The 19,049-nt window shown below is 66.8% G+C and carries 16 protein-coding genes; 4 read left to right on the top strand and 12 right to left on the bottom strand.

Translation table 11 applies throughout. The features are described from left to right. The first annotated feature begins 269 nt into the window (after window positions 1-269). Entirely contained in the window at window positions 270-1,469 is a 1,200-nt protein-coding gene (locus IWH25_RS14895) for an EAL and HDOD domain-containing protein (protein WP_203386549.1), read from the top strand. A gap of 5 nt (window positions 1,470-1,474) precedes the next feature. Then, window positions 1,475-3,967 carry a putative bifunctional diguanylate cyclase/phosphodiesterase gene (locus IWH25_RS14900; protein WP_203386550.1) on the top strand — a complete coding sequence of 831 codons (2,493 nt, stop codon included), beginning with the start codon at window positions 1,475-1,477 and terminating at the stop codon, window positions 3,965-3,967. 10 nt (window positions 3,968-3,977) lie between these two features. On the opposite strand, the gene IWH25_RS14905 is transcribed toward IWH25_RS14900, so the two are convergent. The 12 genes from IWH25_RS14905 to IWH25_RS14960 all read right to left on the bottom strand — a co-directional run bounded on the left by IWH25_RS14905 (window position 3,978) and on the right by IWH25_RS14960 (window position 16,514). After that, window positions 3,978-4,610 (bottom strand): MBL fold metallo-hydrolase, encoded by a 633-nt coding sequence (locus IWH25_RS14905; RefSeq protein ID WP_203386551.1) that lies wholly within the window; start codon window positions 4,608-4,610, stop codon window positions 3,978-3,980. Between the two features lie 88 nt (window positions 4,611-4,698). Then, window positions 4,699-4,941, bottom strand: coding sequence for a hypothetical protein (locus tag IWH25_RS14910; protein WP_203386552.1), 243 nt, complete (start codon window positions 4,939-4,941; stop codon window positions 4,699-4,701). Between the two features lie 146 nt (window positions 4,942-5,087). After that, window positions 5,088-6,515 carry a dihydrolipoyl dehydrogenase gene (gene lpdA / locus IWH25_RS14915; RefSeq protein ID WP_203386553.1) on the bottom strand — a complete coding sequence of 476 codons (1,428 nt, stop codon included), beginning with the start codon at window positions 6,513-6,515 and terminating at the stop codon, window positions 5,088-5,090. Window positions 6,516-6,602: 87 nt separating this feature from the next. Next, window positions 6,603-7,832 carry a 2-oxoglutarate dehydrogenase complex dihydrolipoyllysine-residue succinyltransferase gene (odhB, locus tag IWH25_RS14920; RefSeq protein ID WP_203386554.1) on the bottom strand — a complete coding sequence of 410 codons (1,230 nt, stop codon included), beginning with the start codon at window positions 7,830-7,832 and terminating at the stop codon, window positions 6,603-6,605. 25 nt (window positions 7,833-7,857) lie between these two features. After that, window positions 7,858-10,689: a 2-oxoglutarate dehydrogenase E1 component gene (locus tag IWH25_RS14925; protein ID WP_203386555.1), complete on the bottom strand. Its 2,832-nt coding sequence runs from the start codon at window positions 10,687-10,689 to the stop codon at window positions 7,858-7,860. A 111-nt stretch (window positions 10,690-10,800) separates the two neighbouring features. After that, the gene (gene gltA / locus IWH25_RS14930; RefSeq protein WP_203386556.1) at window positions 10,801-12,099 is read right to left on the bottom strand and encodes a citrate synthase; all 1,299 of its coding nucleotides are present in this window, start codon (window positions 12,097-12,099) and stop codon (window positions 10,801-10,803) included. Between the two features lie 54 nt (window positions 12,100-12,153). Beyond that, window positions 12,154-12,414, bottom strand: coding sequence for an FAD assembly factor SdhE (locus tag IWH25_RS14935; protein WP_203386557.1), 261 nt, complete (start codon window positions 12,412-12,414; stop codon window positions 12,154-12,156). A gap of 1 nt (window position 12,415) precedes the next feature. Then, on the bottom strand, window positions 12,416-13,126 hold the full coding sequence (locus IWH25_RS14940; protein WP_203386558.1) for a succinate dehydrogenase iron-sulfur subunit: 711 nt from the start codon (window positions 13,124-13,126) through the stop codon (window positions 12,416-12,418). Window positions 13,127-13,147: 21 nt separating this feature from the next. Continuing rightward, window positions 13,148-14,923 (bottom strand): succinate dehydrogenase flavoprotein subunit, encoded by a 1,776-nt coding sequence (gene sdhA / locus IWH25_RS14945; RefSeq protein ID WP_203386559.1) that lies wholly within the window; start codon window positions 14,921-14,923, stop codon window positions 13,148-13,150. Then, window positions 14,924-15,271: a succinate dehydrogenase, hydrophobic membrane anchor protein gene (sdhD, locus tag IWH25_RS14950; protein ID WP_203386560.1), complete on the bottom strand. Its 348-nt coding sequence runs from the start codon at window positions 15,269-15,271 to the stop codon at window positions 14,924-14,926. It abuts the gene before it with no gap. After that, the gene (sdhC, locus tag IWH25_RS14955; protein ID WP_203386561.1) at window positions 15,268-15,660 is read right to left on the bottom strand and encodes a succinate dehydrogenase, cytochrome b556 subunit; all 393 of its coding nucleotides are present in this window, start codon (window positions 15,658-15,660) and stop codon (window positions 15,268-15,270) included. Before sdhC ends, sdhD begins: the two co-directional genes overlap by 4 nt. A 101-nt stretch (window positions 15,661-15,761) precedes the next feature. Continuing rightward, window positions 15,762-16,514 carry a GntR family transcriptional regulator gene (locus IWH25_RS14960; RefSeq protein ID WP_203386562.1) on the bottom strand — a complete coding sequence of 251 codons (753 nt, stop codon included), beginning with the start codon at window positions 16,512-16,514 and terminating at the stop codon, window positions 15,762-15,764. Window positions 16,515-16,722: 208 nt separating this feature from the next. Between IWH25_RS14960 and IWH25_RS14965 the strand changes: the two genes are divergently transcribed. Further along, window positions 16,723-17,709 carry a malate dehydrogenase gene (locus tag IWH25_RS14965; protein WP_203386563.1) on the top strand — a complete coding sequence of 329 codons (987 nt, stop codon included), beginning with the start codon at window positions 16,723-16,725 and terminating at the stop codon, window positions 17,707-17,709. A 151-nt stretch (window positions 17,710-17,860) separates the two neighbouring features. After that, window positions 17,861-19,045, top strand: coding sequence for an amino acid ABC transporter substrate-binding protein (locus IWH25_RS14970; RefSeq protein WP_203386564.1), 1,185 nt, complete (start codon window positions 17,861-17,863; stop codon window positions 19,043-19,045). Window positions 19,046-19,049: the final 4 nt, after the last annotated feature.

The raw sequence follows: 19,049 nt of genomic DNA on the forward strand, positions 1-19,049 counted from the left end.
CTTCCCAGCCCCTTCTGGCGGCGCACCCGCGCCCGGTCCGGCGCGACACTGCGAAGACGTTATTCGATCATGCGCCGGCAGGCCACCGCAAGCCGCCGCGCCGGGAAATACAAATCACGATAGAAATCTGGCGCAACCTACTGAACATCCTGCATAATCCCGGCGAACAGTCCTTCAGGGCACCACGCACCCGGAAGCACAGACGAATGGTCGGCGCCGGCCCGCGAGGGACGCGGTCGGCGCCGCATACCGGACACAAGGACACCGCGATGCAGGCGTACCACTATTTCAGACCGCTGCTCTCTCCGGCCAAGGCCTGGACGGCCTTCCGCTGGCAGCCCGTCCCGGTCGCCGACGACCTGGCGGCGCTGACGGCGATGGCATCGGCATGCGAGCCGCTGGCGCGGACCTTCCCCATCCTCTTTCCCTGCGCCCCCGGCTGGCTGGCCGACGGCGCCTTCCACCGCCTGCTCGGCGTCCTCGGCGACGGCCGGGCGATTCCGTGCCTGCCGGCCGCCGCGGCGGCCGACCCGGCGGCGGAAACCGCCTGCCGGCAGCTGCGCGGCAAGGGGCAGCCGGTGGCGATCGAGGTCGCCGACGGCGATGCGCTGCGCAAGCTGCAGCCGGCGAGCTACGACCACCTGCTGCTGGACGCCCGCAGCGCCCGCAACGGACTGCCGCTGATCGACCTGATCAACGCCCACCAGGCCGGCTTCACGCTGGTCGCCGCCGGCACCGTCACCCACGAACTGTTCGACTGGGCCTGCGCCAAGCGCTTCGCGCTGACCTCCGGCGAATTCATCGCGCTGACCGATCCGCGCCATCCGGTCGACGCCGACACGACGCGGCTGAAGCTGCTGAAGCTGCTCAGCCTGGTCGTGCAGGACGCCGACACGCGCGAGATCGAGGAGATCTTCCGCCAGGAGCCGAAGCTCTCGTACAACCTGCTGCGTCTGGTGAACTCGGTCGCGGTCGGACCGCGCACGCCGATCACCGGTTTCAACCAGGCGATCACCGTGCTCGGCCGGCGCCAGCTGCAGCGCTGGCTGCAGCTCTTGATCTACGCCAACCAGTTCACCCAGGGCAACCTGCCGAACCCGCTGCTGCAGCTCGCCGCCGCGCGCGGCCGGCAGATGGAACTGCTGGTCGCGACGCAGCCGGCCGACCCGGCGCTCGACGACGCCGGCGAGGCCGCGTTCATGGTCGGCATCTTCTCGCTGCTCGACACGCTGCTGCACATGCCGATGCGCGAGGTGCTCGCCTCGCTGCCGGTGGCACCGCCGATCGCCGACGCGCTCGGCGAACGCGGCGGCCTGCTCGGCAGGCTGCTCACCGCGGTGACCGCCGCCGACGCCGGCGACTTCGAGGTCGCCGGCGCGATCCTCGACGGCCTCGGCGTGCCGGCGCGAACGCACGTCGACGCGCAGATCGCCGCCTACTTCTGGGCCAGCCGCATCAACCTCGAATGAACGGAATGGCACCGGCACAAGGCCAGTCGCTTTCTCCGGGTTTCGATGCCGGGGCCACCGAGTTCGAGCTGGCGGCCCAACTCTACCAGGCGATCTTCTTCCACGACGGGCCGATCGCCCGCGACACGGTGCGCGCGCTCTGCTGCAGCGCGCTGGCGAGCCCCGACGGCTGCTTCGTGCTCGGCGACGGGCTCGCCGGCGACGCGCCGTGGGCCGCCCTGCAGATTCAGTCGCGCGCCTCCGGGACGCTGGCGGCGGGGCAGCCGCCGCTCGGCGCCAGCCAGCCGAACCGCCTCGGCCTCGACCTGGTCTTCGCCGGCCGCCACCTCGGCTTCCTCGGCGTCGCCGCCCGCGCCGGCGGCTACGACGGCGAGGCGCTGCGCCGCTTCGCCGACCTCGGCGCGCTGCTCGCGTCGATGCTGCATGCGCGCACCAGCCACGACCAGCGTGTCGAGGCGCTCGCCAGCAGCGAGCGCGAGATCCGCCGCCAGTCGCAGATGCTCGACCAGATCCACGACTCGGTGATCACGATGGACCCGCAGGGCTACATCACCGGCTGGAACGCCGGCGCCGAGCGCCTGTTCGGCTACGCGGCGAGCGAGGTGATCGGCCGCAACATCCTGCTGCTCTACGCCGACGAGGACGAGAGCATGGAAGGCTTCTTCAACGCCTTCCTCGCCGACGGCAGCCGCGAGATGAAGGTGCGCCGGCGCAAGAAGTCGGGCGAGGTGTTCTGGGCCAGCGTTTCGCTGTCGGTCTCGCACGACGAGGACGGCACGCCGAGCGGCCTGATCGGCTACGTGGTGGACATCAGCGACCAGCAGTGCGCCGAGGAAAAACTGCGGCTGCACGCGCGCATCTTCGAATGCGCCGGCGAGGCGATCATGGTCGCCGACGCCGGCGAGCGCATCGTCTCGGTCAACCAGGCGCTGTGCGACATCACCGGCTTCGCCGAGCGCGAGCTGCTCGGCTGCACGCCGGCGCTGATGAACCTCGGCAGCGGCGGTGCCCGCTGGGACGAGATCCGCCGCGCGCTCGATGCGCAGGGATACTGGTCGGGCGAGCTGCAGCCGCTGCGCAAGGACGGCGCCGCCTACCCGGCCTGGGTATCGGTCAGCCTGGTGCGCAACACCGCGGACGCGCCATCCCACTACTGCTTCGTGTTCGCCGACATCAGCGCACGCAAGGAGGCCGAGGAGCAGATCTACCGGCTCGCCTACTTCGACCCGCTGACCGGCCTGCCCAACCGCTCGCTACTCTTCTCGCTGCTCGCGCAGGCGATCACCGAGGCGCACCGCAAGCACGAACACGGCGCGCTGCTGTTCGTCGATCTCAACCGCTTCAAGCACATCAACGACTCCTTCGGCCACACGCCGGCGGATGCGCTGCTCGCCGAGGTCGCCCGCCGGCTGACGCGCAGCCTGCGCAAGGAGGACGTCGTCTCGCGGCTGGGCGGCGACGAATTCGTGATCGCGCTGTTCGACATCAACCGCCGCGAGGACGCGGCGATCGTCGCGCGCAAGCTGCTGGCGGTGCTCGCCGAGCCCTTCTTCGTCGAGCAGCACGAGGTATTGCTGTCGGCCTCGATCGGCATCAGCATCTTCCCGGAGGACGGCCGCGACGCGGAAACGCTGATCCGCAACGCCGACGTCGCCATGTACCGCGCCAAGCAGACCGGCAGCAGCAGCTACCTCTACTACTCGCGCGAGATGAACCTGCGCTCGCTGGAACGGCTGAAGCTCGAGGGCAGCCTGCGCCACGCGCTCGACCGCGGCGAGTTCCGGCTGCACTACCAGCCGCAGGTCGATCTCGCCAGCGGCCGCATCACCGGCGCCGAGGCGCTGCTGCGCTGGGAGATGCCGGGGCACGGCATGGTCCCGCCGGCGCAGTTCATCCCGGTCGCCGAGGAAACCGGGCTGATCGTGCCGATCGGCGAATGGGTGGTCGACGCCGCCTGCCGGCAGCTGCGCGCCTGGCTGGATGCCGGGCAGGCGCCGGTGAAGATCGCCGTCAACCTGTCGCCGCGGCAGTTCAGCCAGAACCTGCCGCGCACGGTACTGGGCATCCTGCGCGCGCACGACATCCCGGCCGAGCTGCTCGAAGTCGAGATCACCGAGAGCATGCTGATGCACAACGCCGACTCGGTCGTCGCGATGATGCAGGAGTTCGCCGCCGCCGGCGTCTCCATGTCGCTCGACGATTTCGGCACCGGCTACTCCAGCCTGTCCTACCTGAAGCGCTTCCCGATCAACACGCTGAAGATCGACCAGTCCTTCGTCCGCGGCATTCCGCGCGACGCCAACGACAGCGCAATCGCGACGGCGATCATCGGCATGGCCAAGGCGCTCAACCTGAAGGTGATCGCCGAAGGCGTCGAGACCGCCGAGCAGCAGGACTTCCTGAAGAGCGCCGGCTGCGACGAGATGCAGGGCTACCGGTTCAGCAAGCCGCTGCCGGCGGACCCGTTCGCGGCGCTGCTCTGCGCCAGCAACGGCTGATCCGGCCGGATCAGCCGTTCACGAAGGGATTGAAGCGCCGCTCCTCGCCGAAGGTCGACATCGGGCCGTGCCCGGGGATGAAGTCGACGTCGTCGCCGAGCGGCAGCAGGCGCTCACGGATCGACGCGATCAGCGTGTCGTAGTCGCCCTTGGGGAAATCGGTGCGGCCGATCGAGCCCTGGAACAGCACGTCGCCGACGATCGCCAGCCGGCTCGGCGCGTGATAGAAGCAGACGTGGCCCGGCGTGTGCCCGGGGCAGTGGATGACCTCAAGCACCTGGTTGCCGACGCTGACCCGGTCGCCGTGCGCCAGCCAGCGGTCCGGGGTGAAGCTCTTCACCGCCGGGAAGCCGAACATCCTGCTCTGCTGCGGCATGCCGTCGATCCAGAACTGGTCCTCGCGCTGCGGCCCCTCGATCGGGACGCCGAAGCGCTCGGCGAGCTCGGCGACGCCGCCGGCATGGTCGATGTGGCCGTGCGTGACGAGGATCTTCTCCAGCGTCAGCCCCTCGCGCTCGAGCACGCGCAGGATCAGCGGCAGGTCGCCGCCGGGGTCGCTGACCGCAGCGCGGCGCGTCTCCTCGCACCACAGCACGGTGGCGTTCTGCTGGAAGGGGGTGACCGGGACGATGACGTATTTCATGCCTTGGCGCTCTGCAGGAAAGGGCGGAAAGGCCGGCGGCAGCCGGCGGCGAGGCGCGATGATAGCACTGCCGGCGCGCGCGCCGCGCTCAGGGCCGGACGTCGATGCGGACAGCCTCGACCAGCGCGTGGAACTCGGCGCGCAGCTGCGCCTCGCTGCAGCCCATCAGCACGCCGTCCTCGATCGCGTCGCGCAGCATCTGCTCGAGCTCGCGGAAATTCTCGTTGAGCACCTTGACCTTCTCGGTGCACGACACCGCCGCACCGGCGTCGGAACGCCAGACCGGCAGCGCGGGATCTTCGGGGTTGGACAGCTTGCGTGTGGAACTCATGGCAGTACGGATCGGAAGCGACGGGGAAACGCCGGCGGCGGGCGATGCCTGCATGGTGCGGCCCCGCGCATGACGCGTCAAGCGGCGCCGGCGCAAAAGAAAACGGGACGCCGCAGCGTCCCGTCTTGCCGACGACAGCGATGCGCTCAGAAATGCAGCGGCCGCTTGTCGCAGGCCAGCGCCGCCTCGTGCACCACCTCCGACAGCGTCGGGTGCGCATGACAGATGCGGGCGAGGTCTTCGGAAGCGGCGCCGAACTCCATCGCGACGACGCCTTCCGAGATCAGCTCGGAGGCGTTGGCGCCGATGATGTGCACGCCGAGGATGCGATCGGTCTCGGCGTCGGCCAGCATCTTGACGAAGCCGGTCGGGGCGCCCATGCCGAGCGCGCGGCCGTTGGCCAGGAACGGGATCTTGCCGGCCTTGTAGGCGATGCCGTCGGCCTTCAGCTGCTGCTCGGTCTTGCCGACCCAGGCGATCTCCGGGCTGGTGTAGATCACGTACGGGATGGTGTCGAAGTTGCAGTGACCGGACTGGCCGGCCATCAGCTCGGCGACCATCACCGCCTCTTCCATCGCCTTGTGCGCGAGCATCGGACCGGAGACGACGTCGCCGATCGCCCACACGCCCGGCAGGTTGGTGCGGCAGTGGCCGTCGACGTTGATCTGGCCGCGCTCGGTGAGCTGCAGGCCGACCGCCTCGGCGTTCAGGCCGTCGGTGTTCGGCACGCGGCCGACGGAGACGATCAGTCGGTCGGCGTCGAGCTTCTGCGCCTTGCCGTCCTTGTCGGTGTAGTCGATGGCGACGCCCTTCTTCGACACCTTCACCTCGCCGATCTTGACGCCGGCGTGGATGCCGAGGCCCTGCTTGGTGAACACCTTGAGCGCTTCCTTGGCGACATCGACGTCGGCGACCGACAGGAAGTCGGGCATCGCTTCGAGAATGGTCACTTCGGAGCCGAGGCGGCGCCAGACCGAGCCCATTTCCAGGCCGATCACGCCGGCACCGATGATCGCCAGCTTCTTCGGCACGGCGTCGATGTCGAGCGCGCCGACGTTGTCGCAGACGATCTTGTTGTCGACCGGGATGCCCGGCAGGTGGCGCGGCTTCGAGCCGGTGGCGACGATCACCTGCTTGGCCTCGACCACCTCGTCGCCGACCTTGACCTGCCAGCCGCCGTCCTTGCCGGCGCCGATGAAGGAGCCGTGGCCGTTCAGCAGCGTCACCTTGTTCTTCTTGAACAGGCCCTTGATGCCGCCGGTCAGCTGGCCGACGATGGTGTTCTTGCGGCCGAGCATCTTGGCCACGTCGATCTTCGGCGTGCCGACCTGGATGCCCTGGTCGGCGAAGTCGTGCGCCGCTTCCTCGAACATGTGCGAGGTGTGCAGCAGCGCCTTCGACGGGATGCAGCCGACGTTCAGGCAGGTGCCGCCGAGGCGCGGCTCGCCCTTCGGATCGGCGTAGGGGTTCGATTCGCAGCAGGCGGCCGAGAAGCCGAGTTGCGCGGCGCGGATCGCGGCCACGTAGCCGCCGGGGCCGCCGCCGATGACGAGGACGTCGAATTGCTTGGACATTGTTCTTTCTCCTGTAGGGAACGGAAAAACGGGGCGCCGGCAAGGGGCTTCTGGCCCCCTGCGTGACACCCCGCTATTCCTGATGCATTAGACGCCGAGCAGCAGGCGGGCCGGATCTTCCAGCGCTTCCTTCATCGTCACCAGACCGAGGACGGCTTCGCGGCCGTCGATGATGCGGTGGTCGTAGGACATCGCCAGGTAGTTGATCGGGCGCACGACGACCTGGCCGTTCTCGACGACGGCACGGTCCTTGGTCGCGTGGATGCCGAGGATCGCCGACTGCGGCGGGTTGATGATCGGCGTCGACAGCATCGAGCCGAACACGCCGCCGTTGGAGATCGAGAAGGTGCCGCCGGTCAGTTCCTCGATCGACAGCTTGCCGTCCTTGGCCTTCTGGCCGAACTCGCCGATCTTCTTCTCGATGTCGGCGATGCTCATCTGGTCGACGTCGCGCAGGATCGGCACGACCAGGCCGCGCGGCGAGCCGACGGCGATGCCGATGTCGATGTAGCCGTGGTAGACGATGTCGTTGCCGTCAACGGACGCGTTGAGGATCGGGAACTTCTGCAGCGCGGCGACCGCGGCCTTGACGAAGAAGCCCATGAAGCCGAGGCGGACGCCGTGCGCCTTCTCGAACTTCTCGCCGTACTGCTTCCTGAGCGCCATGATCGGGGCCATGTTCACTTCGTTGAACGTGGTCAGGATCGCGTTCTCGTTCTTCGACTGGATCAGGCGCTCGGCGATGCGCGCGCGCAGGCGCGACATCGGCACGCGCTGCTCCGGACGGTCGCCCAGCGGCACCGCGACCGGCGGCGTCGGCAGCGCGGCCTTGGCGGCGGCCGGCGCGGCGACCGGGCCGGCCTTCGGCGCGGCGGCGAGCGCATCGGCCTTGGTCACGCGACCGCCGCGGCCGGAGCCGGCGACGTCGGCGGCAGCGATGCCCTTCTCGTCGAGGATCTTGCGCGCGGCGGGCATGGCGACGCCGGCGGCGGCCGGCGCGGCAGCGGCCGGCGCAGCCGCCGGTGCCGGCGCGGCGGCCTTCGGCGCCTCGGCCTTCGGCGCGGCGGCGCCGGCCTTGGCGGCGGTGTCGATCTTGGCGATCACTTCACCCGAGACGACGGTCTCGCCGTCGCCCTTGATGATTTCGACCAGCACGCCGCCATCCGGCGCCGGCAGCTCGAGGACGACCTTGTCGGTCTCGATGTCGATCAGGTTTTCGTCGCGCGAGACGGCCTCGCCGGCCTTCTTGTGCCAGGAAACGAGGGTGGCCTCGGCCACGGACTCGGACAGTTGCGGAACTTTGACGTCGATGATCATTGTTATCTCCGTACTTCGTGCTGGGTTAGTACTCGATCTTGCCCAGGGCGGACTCGATGAGCGTCTTCTGTTGGAGGGCGTGCTTCGCGGCGTAGCCGACCGCCGGCGAGGCCGAGGCCGGACGCGAGACGAGCAGCAGGTGGCGCTTCTCGCCGACCGAGCGCACCAGGTGCTGGCGCGACGCGAGCCAATACCACGCGCCCTGGTTGCGCGGCTCGTCCTGCACCCAGACCACCTCGGTGGCCTTCGGATACTTGGCGAGCTCGGCCTTCAGCGCCTCGTCCGGGAACGGGTAGAGCTGTTCGACGCGGGCAATGGCGATGTGGTTGGCCTTCTTCTCGCGGCGGGCGGCGACCAGGTCGTAGTAGACCTTGCCCGAGCAGAGGATCAGGCGCGTCACCTTCTTCGCGTCGAGCTTGTCGGTCTCGCCGATCACTTCCTGGAAGCGACCGCCGGCCAGGTCGTCGAGCGAGGCGATGGCGTCCTTGTGGCGCAGCAGCGACTTCGGCGAGAAGACGATCAGCGGCTTGCGCTGGTTGCGCACGGCCTGGCGGCGCAGCAGGTGGAAGATCTGCGCCGGCGTCGTCGGCTGGCACACTTCCATGTTCATCTCGGCGCAGAGCTGCATGTAGCGCTCGATGCGCGCCGACGAGTGCTCCGGTCCCTGGCCTTCGTAGCCGTGGGGGAGCAGCATGGTCAGGCCGCAGGCGCGACCCCACTTGGCTTCGCCCGAGGCGATGAACTGGTCGATGACGACCTGGGCGCCGTTGGCGAAGTCGCCGAACTGGCCTTCCCAGACCACCAACTCGTACGGGTTGGCCGAGGCGTAGCCGTAGTCGAAGGCGAGCACGGCTTCTTCCGACAGCACCGAATCCCAGCACTGGAAGCCGGCCTGCTTTTCCTGCAGGTTGGCCAGCGGGTGGTAGGTACCGGCGGCCCAGTTCTCGCGGTTCTGGTCGTGCAGCGCGGCGTGACGGTGGAAGAAGGTGCCGCGGCCGACGTCCTCGCCGGAGATGCGGACGCCGTAGCCGGAGACCAGCAGCGAGGCGTAGGCCAGGTTCTCGGCCATGCCCCAGTCGATCGGCAGCGTGCCCTCGCCCATCGCGCGACGGTCGTCGATGATTTTCTTGACGCGGCTGTGCAGCGTGAAGCCTTCCGGGGTCGTCGTCAGGCGCTCGGCCAGGCGCTTCAGCTCCTTGAGCGGCACCGTCGTGTCGCAGTTCGGGATGTACTTCTTGGTCAGGAACGGCGACCAGTCGATGGTCATCGGGTGCTTGTAGCCGGCGAGCACCGGGTTGTACAGCAGCTCGCCCTTGTCGAGGTGGGCGCGGTACTCCTTGATCATCTCGTCCGGGCCGTCGGCCGCCAGCACGCCTTCGGCGACCAGCCGGTCGGCGTACAGCTTGCGCGTGCCCGGGTGCTGGCTGATCTTCTTGTACATCAGCGGCTGCGTCACCATCGGCTCGTCCTGCTCGTTGTGGCCGAGCTTGCGGAAGCAGATGATGTCGATGACGACGTCCTTCTTGAACTTCTGGCGGAACTCCATCGCCACCTGGGTGACCAGCGCCACCGCTTCCGGATCGTCGCCGTTGACGTGGAAGATCGGCGCGTCGGCCATCTTGAAGATGTCGGTGCAGTACAGCGACGAGCGGTAGTCGCGCGGGTCCGAGGTGGTGAAGCCGATCTGGTTGTTCACCACGATGTGCACCGTGCCACCCGTGCCGTAGCCGCGGGTCTGCGCGAAGTTGATCATTTCCTGGTTGACGCCCTGGCCGGCGACGGCGGCGTCGCCGTGGATCAGCACCGGCAGCACCTTGTCCTTGCCGTTCTCGCCGCGGCGGGTCTGGCGCGAGTAGACCGAGCCGACCACCACCGGGTTGACGATCTCGAGGTGCGACGGGTTGAAGGCCAGCGTCAGGTGGCACGGGCCGCCCGGGGTCGCGACGTCGGACGAGTAGCCCATGTGGTACTTGACGTCACCGGCCGAGAGGTCGGAGGCCTTCTTGCCTTCGAACTCGTCGAAGAGCATCGACGGCGCCTTGCCCAGCGTGTTCACGAGGACGTTCAGGCGGCCGCGGTGGGCCATGCCGATGACGATCTCGTCGACGCCGAGGCCGCCGGCGACGCGCACCAGCTCATCCATCGACACGATCAGCGACTCGCCGCCCTCGAGCGAGAAGCGCTTCTGGCCGACGTAGCGGGTATGCAGGTAGCGCTCCAGCGTCTCGGCCGCGGTCAGGCGCTCGAGCAGGCGCTTCTTCTGCTCGGCGGTATAGGCGGCCTTGCTGCGGATCGGCTCGAGGCGCTCCTGGATCCAGCGCTTCTCGGCGATCTCGCTCATGTACATGTATTCGACGCCGACCGAGCCGCAGTAGGTCTCCTTCAGCGCCTCGAACAGCTGGCCGAACGGCGCGTGCTCGGGGCAGCCCTTGAACGAGCCGACGTTGAAGGTGGCGTTCTTGTCGGCGTCGGAGAAGCCGTAGAACGACGGATCCAGCTCGTGCAGCTCCGGACGCGGCATGCGCTTCAGCGGATCGAGGTTGGCCCAGCGCGTACCCATGAAGCGGTAGGCGTTGATCAGTTGCAGGACGCCGACCTGCTTCTTGTCGTCGACCTGGACGCCGGCGGCGGCGGGACGGAAGCCGCCGTTCTTCGCCTGCTCGGCGAAGGCGGCGATCACCGGCGCGTGCGGAATGTCGCGGGCGACGAAGCCCGGCATCTGCGCCAGCTTGTCGAAATAGTCGCGCCACTCGTCGGGCACGGAGGTCGGATTGTCGAGATAGTTTTCGTACAGCTCCTCGACGAACGGCGCATTGCCGCCGAAGAGATAGGAGTTGCCGAACAGCTGCGTCATCATGGCTTCACCTGTGGTAGCGGGTGTTGTTTCAGTCGGAGAAGCCGGCGGCGCTTCGGTAAGCACCCGCCGGCCCATGCAGAAAGGGGCGGTCCATCGCCGCCCCTGTTTTTCTTACGCGCGCTTGGCGAGCGGTACGACGTCGCGCTTGGCGGCGCCGATGTACAGCTGGCGCGGACGGCCGATCTTGTACTCCGGATCGGTGATCATCTCTTCCCACTGCGTCATCCAGCCGACCGTGCGGGCCAGCGCGAAGATGCAGGTGAACATCTCGGTCGGGATGCCGATCGCCTTCTGCACGATGCCCGAGTAGAAGTCGACGTTCGGGTAGAGCTTCTTCTCGACGAAGTACTGGTCTTCCAGCGCGATCTTCTCGAGTTCCTTGGCCAGCTTGAACAGGCGGTCGTTCTCGAGGCCCAGCTCCTGCAGCACGTCGTCGCAGACCTTGCGCATCAGCTTGGCGCGCGGGTCGAAGTTCTTGTAGACGCGGTGGCCGAAGCCCATCAGCTTGAACGTGTCGTTCTTGTCCTTGGCGCGCTTGATGTACTCGCCGACGCGCGAGACGTCGCCGATCTCTTCCAGCATCTGCAGGCAGGCCTCGTTGGCGCCGCCGTGCGCCGGGCCCCACAGGCAGGCGATACCGGCAGCGATACAGGCGAACGGGTTGGCGCCCGACGAACCGGCCAGGCGGACGGTCGAGGTCGAGGCGTTCTGCTCGTGGTCGGCGTGCAGCGTGAAGATGATGTCGAGCGCGCGCGCCAGCACCGGGTTGGCGACGTACTTCTCGCACGGGTTGCCGAACATCATGCGCATGAAGTTCGAGGCGTAGTCGAGCTCGTTGTCCGGGTACATGAACGGGGCGCCGGTCGAGTACTTGTAGGCCATGGCGACGATCGTCGGCATCTTGGCGACCAGGCGGTTGAAGCTGACGCTGCGATGCTCGGCGTCCGAGAAGTCCATCGCGTCGTGGTAGAACGCCGACAGGGCGCCGACGACACCGGTCATCACGGCCATCGGGTGCGCGTCGCGGCGGAAGCCCGAGTAGAACTTGGTCAGCTGCTCATGCACCATCGTGTGCTTCTTGATGGTGTTTTCGAAGCTGGTCTTCTGCGTGGCGTTCGGCAGCTCGCCGTTCTTCAGCAGGTAGGCGACTTCGAGGAAGTTGCAGTTCTCGGCGAGTTGCTCGATCGGGTAGCCGCGGTACAGCAGCTCGCCCTTGTCACCGTCGATGAAGGTAACTTTCGATTTGCAGCTGGCGGTCGAGAGGAAGCCGGAATCGTACGTGAACAGACCGGTTTTTCCGCCCAGGGTACGAATGTCGACACAGTCGTTGCCATGGGTCGGCGACATGATCGGGAATTCGACGGGAGCCTGTCCGTCGATGCTCAGAGTTGCCTTGCGTTCGGTCGTCATGGTGTTAATCCCTTGTACAGGTTATGTTTTCCAGCTTCCACGGTGGCCGCCAACCTACAGCGGCTGCCTTACTTCACTCTTACGCAGCAGCGCCACGATTCCGGCCTGCCGCGCGTCCTCGCACTCCTCGGTCCCGTTAACCAGCGGCCAGAGGTCGTGATCTTCCATGTCCGCCAGCTCCGCGAACACATGCTGGTCCGCGTCGCTGAGCTTGGGAAACTCCTCGACGAGGAACTTCCCGAGGATCAGGTCCAGCTCCAGCAGGGCGCGGCGGGTGCAGCGCCACTGCAGGCGGTTCAGCGCATCGTGATCCACGTCAGACCGCGCGCCGGACCATCATTTCCTTGATCTTGCCGATCGCCTTGGTCGGGTTGAGACCCTTCGGACAGACGTCGACGCAGTTCATGATGGTGTGGCAACGGAACAGGCGATACGGATCCTCGAGGTTGTCGAGGCGCTCGTTGGTCGCCTGGTCGCGGGTGTCGGCGATGAAACGGTAGGCGTTGAGCAGGCCGGCCGGGCCGACGAACTTGTCCGGGTTCCACCAGAACGACGGGCACGAGGTCGAGCAGCAGGCGCACAGGATGCACTCGTAGAGGCCGTTCAGCTCCTCGCGGTCCTCCGGCGACTGCAGGCGCTCGCGCTCCGGCGGCGGATCGTTGTTCACCAGGTAGGGCTTGATCGAGTGGTACTGCTTGAAGAACTGGGTCATGTCCACGATCAGGTCGCGGATGACCGGCAGGCCGGGCAGCGGACGCAGGACGACCGGCTGCTTGAGGTCCTTGATCTCGGTCAGGCAGGCGAGGCCGTTCTTGCCGTTGATGTTCATCGCGTCGGAGCCGCAGATGCCCTCGCGGCACGAGCGGCGGTACGACAGCGTGTCGTCCTGGGCCTTCAGCTTGGTCAGGACGTCGAGCAGCTTGCGATCGGTCTCGTCCACCTCGATCGAGAAGTCCTGCATGTACGGCGCGTTGTCCTTGTCCGGATCGTAGCGGTAGATCTTGAACTGCATGGTACGGGTAGCCATTTACATTGACTCCTAACGCGATCAGTACGAGCGCGTCTTCAGCGCGATGGTTTCGACGGACAGCGGGGTCATGTTGACCGGCTTGTACGACAGCTTGTTACCGTCGCGCTGCCACAGCGTGTGCTTGTGCCATTCCTTGTCGTTGCGGCCGTTCGGGAATTCCGCCGTATCCGGCGCGTCGTCGCGGACATGGGCGCCGCGCGATTCCTTGCGGGCATTGGCACAGATCATCGTCGACTTGGCCACTTCGATCAGGTTGTCGAGTTCGAGCGCTTCGACGCGGGCGGTGTTCCAGACCTTGGACTTGTCCTTGATCTCGGTGATCGCCACCTGCTTCTCGATTTCCAGGATCTTCTGCACGCCCTCTTCCAGCTTGTCCTTGAAGCGGAAGACGCCGCAGTGGTTCTGCATCGTACGCTGCATCGCGAGGCGGGTTTCATGCACATTGCTGCCGTTCTTCTGGTTTTCCAGACGGGCGAGGCGGGCCAGGGTCTTGTCGGCGAAGTTGGCCGGCAGTTCCTTGTGCGTCTTCGGCATCTTCGCCATGTCCTCGATGACGGTATCGCCCGAGGACTTGCCGAAGACCAGCAGGTCGAGCAGCGAGTTCGTACCGAGGCGGTTGGCGCCGTGCACCGAGGCGCAGGCGCACTCGCCGGCAGCGTAGAAGCCGGTGACGGTCGAGCCGTTCTCGTTGATCACCTGGCCCTTGTAGTTGGTCGGGATGCCGCCCATCTGGTAGTGGCAGGTCGGCACGACCGGGATCGGCGCCTTGATCGGGTCGATGCCGGCGAACTGGATCGAGATCTCGCGGATGCCCGGGAGGCGCTTCATGATCGTCGCCGGGTCGAGGTGGGTGATGTCGAGCGTGACGAAGTCCTTGTTCGGACCGCAGCCGCGGCCTTCGTTGATCTCGGTGACCATCGCGCGCGAGACGACGTCGCGCGAGGCGAGGTCCTTGGCGTTCGGCGCGTAGCGCTCCATGAAGCGCTCGCCGGCAGCGTTCCTGAGGATGCCGCCTTCGCCGCGGACGCCCTCGGTGATCAGCACGCCAGCGCCGGCGACGCCGGTCGGGTGGAACTGCCAGAACTCCATATCCTCGAGCGGGATGCCGGCGCGCGCCGCCATGCCGAGGCCGTCGCCGGTGTTGATGAAGGCGTTGGTCGAGGAGTAGAAGATGCGGCCGGCACCGCCGGTCGCGAAGACGGTGGCCTTGGCGTGGAAGGCGACGACCTCGCCGGTTTCCATTTCCAGCGCGATGACGCCGAGCACCTGGCCGTCTTCGTCGCGGATCAGGTCGAGCGCCATCCACTCGACGAAGAACTGGGTGTTGGCCTTGACGTTGCGCTGGTAGAGCGCGTGCAGCATGGCGTGGCCGGTACGGTCGGCGGCGGCGCAGGCGCGGCGCACCGGCTTCTCGCCGAAGTTCGACATGTGGCCGCCGAACGGGCGCTGGTAGATCTTGCCTTCGTCGGTACGGTCGAACGGCATGCCGAAGTGCTCGAGCTCGACGACCACCTCCGGCGCCTTGCGGCACATGAACTCGATCGCGTCCTGGTCGCCGAGCCAGTCGGAACCCTTGACGGTGTCGTACATGTGCCAGTGCCAGTGATCCTCCTCGGAGTTGCCGAGCGAGGCCGAGACGCCGCCCTGGGCAGCGACGGTGTGCGAACGGGTCGGGAAGACCTTGGACAGGACGGCCGTCTTCAGGCCGGCTTCGGACAACTGGATCGCGGCACGCAGGCCGGCGCCGCCGGCGCCGACGATCACCGCATCGAACTTACGGACAGGAATACTCACTTACAGCCTCCACAGAATCTTGGCAGCCCAGCCGGCGTAGCCGACCAGCGCAGCGATCGTTGCAATCATCAGAACCAGGCGCAGACCATCGGGCTTGACGTAGTCCATCCAGATGTCGCGGACGCCGATCCAGACGTGCCAGAAGAGGCTGATGAAGAAGAGGAAGGTCATGAACTGCATGAAACCGTTGGCGAAGATCGAACGCCAGGCTTCGTAGCTGCTCGGACCCAGTGCGCCGAGGGTGGCGAGGAGGATCAGGGTGTAGATCGCCATCACCAGCGCGGTGGCGCGCTGGGCGATCCAGTCCTTGAGGCCGTAGCCGGCCCCGACAACGATGCGGTTGATCATAGCAGTACCTTCGCTCCGACGATGAGGGTGAGCGCGATGCTCACGGCGAACACGACCTTGCTCGAGAAGCGGGCCGACTGCAGGTCGATGCCCTTGTGCAGGTCAAGCAGCAGGTAGCGGATGCCGGCGCAGAAGTGGTGCATGTACAGCCAGAGCAGGCCGAGCAGGATGATCTTGACGAGGAAGTTGCTCGTCACCGCCTTGGCGGCGGCATAGGTCTCGGGGGAGGCGAGGCTCTGCTGGAAAAGCCACAGCAGGACCGGCAGGAGGAGGAAAAGCACGGCACCGCTGATTCGGTGCAGGATCGACAGAACGCCCGGTAGGGGCAATCTGATCGTTGCTAGGTCCAAGTTCTTTGGACGCTTCTTCTTGATAGCAATTTCTGCCATGAACGTCATCCCTCGTGTTACGCGGCTGATGCCGCCTTTTTTGTGAGCTGATCAGAATTTTGAATTATAACTTAACGCCCCACCCTGTTGCATCACTCCCCCTACGCCAATTCATTGAAATAGTGGAAATTGCGGGTGTCATAGAAACCGCGCCGCCACTCCACCGGCTTGTTGCCGTAGGTGAAGGCGACGCGCTCGACGAGGAGCAGCGGCTTGCCCTCCTCGACATGCAGCAGCTCGGCGGCGACCCCCTCGGCGGCGACCGCGCGCAGACGCTCCTCGGCGCGGATCATGCGCACGCCGTAGCGGCTCTCGAACAGGTCGTAGAGCGACTTGTCGCTCTGCTTCAGGATGTCGAGCGAGAGGTCCTGGAACAGCTCGCCGGGCAGGTAGATTTCGTCGAAGACCACCGCCTCCTCACCGAACTTGAGCAGGCGGCGCATGATGATGATCGGCGCCCCCGGCTCGAGGCCGAGCATGCGCGCGACATCGGCGCCGGCCTTGGCGCGGCCGCACTCGAGCGGCACGCTCTTCGACGGCTGCAGCTCGCCCTCGTTGGGAATCAGACGGAGGAAACGGAAGAAGGAACGCGGGTCGCTGTGCGTGGCGACGAAGGTGCCCTTGCCCTGGCGGCGCACCAGCAGGTTCTCGGCGGCCATCTCGTCGATCGCCTTGCGCACGGTGCCCTGCGAGACGTTGAAGCGGACGGCGAGTTCCGACTCGCTGGGGATGGCGTCGCCGGGTTGCCATTCCCCCGCCTCCAGGCTCTTCAGGATCAATTCCTTGATCTGCCTGTACAGCGGGCTGAAAGTGGGCGAAGGCGCGGTTGCGCGAGAGAGCGGAGACCGGTTCATGAGGACTTATTGGACCATAATTTGTAGAATTCGTCTATTCTACTTCTTATATCTTTTATAAGACAAAAGACGGAACATTGACACCCACCCCGACCGGGAATATGATCCCCCGGCTTCAGCTGCGCACTGGCATTTCAAAGAAGGCAGAGGGCGCGAAGCCAAAGGTTTTCCGTTTTTTCTTGTTCATCGTTTTCAACAGGAGCGCAACATGTCCAAAGCCCCCATGCGTGTCGCCGTCACCGGCGCCGCCGGCCAAATCGGCTACAGCCTGCTTTTCCGCATCGCCTCGGGTGAAATGCTCGGCAAGGATCAGCCGGTCATCCTCCAGCTGCTCGACCTGCCGCAGGCCCAGCAGGCCGTCAAGGGCGTGATGATGGAACTGGACGACTGCGCCTTCCCGCTGCTCGCCGGCATGGTCGCCACCGACGATCCGAACGTCGCCTTCAAGGACGCCGACGTCTGCCTGCTGGTCGGCGCCCGTCCGCGCACCAAGGGCATGGAGCGTGCCGACCTCTTGACCGCCAACGGCGCCATCTTCACCGTCCAGGGCAAGGCCATCGCCGAGAACGCCAAGGAAGACGTCAAGGTGCTGGTCGTCGGCAACCCGTGCAACACCAACGCCTACATCGCCGCCGCCGCCGCCAAGAAGGTCGGCCGCACCAACCCGAACAACTACCACGGCATGCTCCGCCTCGACCACAACCGCGCCCTGTCGCAGTTGGCCGAGAAGACCGGCCGCCCGGTCTCGTCGCTGTCGAAGCTGGTCGTCTGGGGCAACCACTCGCCGACGATGTACGCCGACTACCGCAACTGCGTGTCGAACGGCGACAACGTCAAGGCGCTGATCAACGACCACGCCTGGAACAACGACGTCTTCCTGCCGACCGTCGGCAAGCGCGGCGCCGCGATCATCGAAGCGCGCGGCCTGTCGTCGGCCGCCTCGGCCGCCAACGCCGCGATCGACCACATCCGTGACTGGGTGCTCGGTTCCGACGACTGGGTCACGATGGGCGTCCCGTCGGACGGCTCCTACGGCATCCCGAAGGGCATCGTGTTCGGCTTCCCCTGCGAGTGCAAGGGCGGTTCGTTCAAGATCATCCAGGGTCTCGAGATCGACGCCTACAGCCAGGAGAAGATCGCCATCACCCTGAAGGAACTGACCGACGAAGCCGAAGCGGTCAAGGACATGCTGTAATCCGGCGCATTCCCGCCTGAAAGGCCGCGGCATGCCGCGGCCTTTTTCTTTGCCCCCGCCCACCACGATCGGGCCGGCAACCGCAGGCTTCCTTGCCAAGCCCGGCAGCGCATGCCAGAGTAATACCATGCGTGACCGGAACGAAAAGATCGTGGACAACGGATTCACCATGCGGCGGCGTGTGCTCGCCGCGCTCGCCGCGACGGCGCTGGCGATGGCCCGTGCGCACGCGGCGCCCCCCGACCGCCCACCGCTGCGCATCGGCCTGTCGCTCGGCCTGACCGGCGTCTATGCCGCCGACAGCGAGATGATGGGCAAGGCCTATCGCCTCTGGGAGCAGGAGGTCAACACGCGCGGCGGCATCCTCGGCCGCCGCGTCGAGGTGCTGATCCGCGACGACCGCAGCGACATCGACACCGCGCGCGCCATCTACGAGGACTACACGCAGCGCGGGCAGAGCGACCTGGTGATGGGCCCCTTCTCCAGCGCCATCACCGCCGCCGTCGCGCCGATCATCGACCGCCATGGCTACCCGATGCTGGCGCCCGGCGGCGCCGCCGAAACGATGTGGCAGAAGGGCTACCGCAACCTGTTCGGCGTCATCCCGCCGGCCGGGCGCCACGCCATCGGCTTCCTCGCGCTGATCGCCGACGCCGGCATCGATGCGCTGGCGATCGTCCATGCCGACGATCCGTTCTCGACCGTGCTCGCCGAAGAGACACGCAAGTGGCTGCCGGAATACGGCATCCGGCTGACCTCGTTCGAGAAGGTCGCCAAGGGCCATCCCGACCTCGACGCCGCGGCGCAGGCGGCACGCCGTTCGGGGGCGCGGGCGCTGCTGATGGCCGGCCACTTCGACGAGTCGGTCAACATGCGCCGCGCCTTGCGCCGCATCGGATGGACGCCGGCCGCCTACTACGCCTCGGTCGGACCGGGGCTCGACAAGTACGGCAGCGTCCTCGGCGCCGCCGCCGAAGGCAGCTTCGCGACGACCACCTGGGAGCCGCACGAGAAGCTGCAACTGCCGGACGCCGACGACTTCCGCCGCGCCTTCCTGCGCCGCTGGGGCGAGTTGCCGAACTTCCTCGCCGCCCACGCCTACTCCGCCTGCCAGGTCCTGGAACGGGCGCTCATCCTCGCCGGCGGCTTCGACCGCGACAAGCTGCGCGACACCCTCTACCGCCTCGACATGAACGTGCTGATCGGGCGCTACGCGGTGGACCGGACCGGCCTGCAGACCAAGCGCTTCCCGCTCGTCGTGCAATGGCAGCGCGGCCGCCGCGAGATCGTGTGGCCGCCCGAGCTCGCCACCGCGCCGGCGCGGCTGGGACGCTAGGACG

Origin of the sequence: Azospira restricta (genome assembly GCF_016858125.1) — a bacterium.
Lineage (GTDB): Bacteria > Pseudomonadota > Gammaproteobacteria > Burkholderiales > Rhodocyclaceae > Proximibacter > Proximibacter restrictus.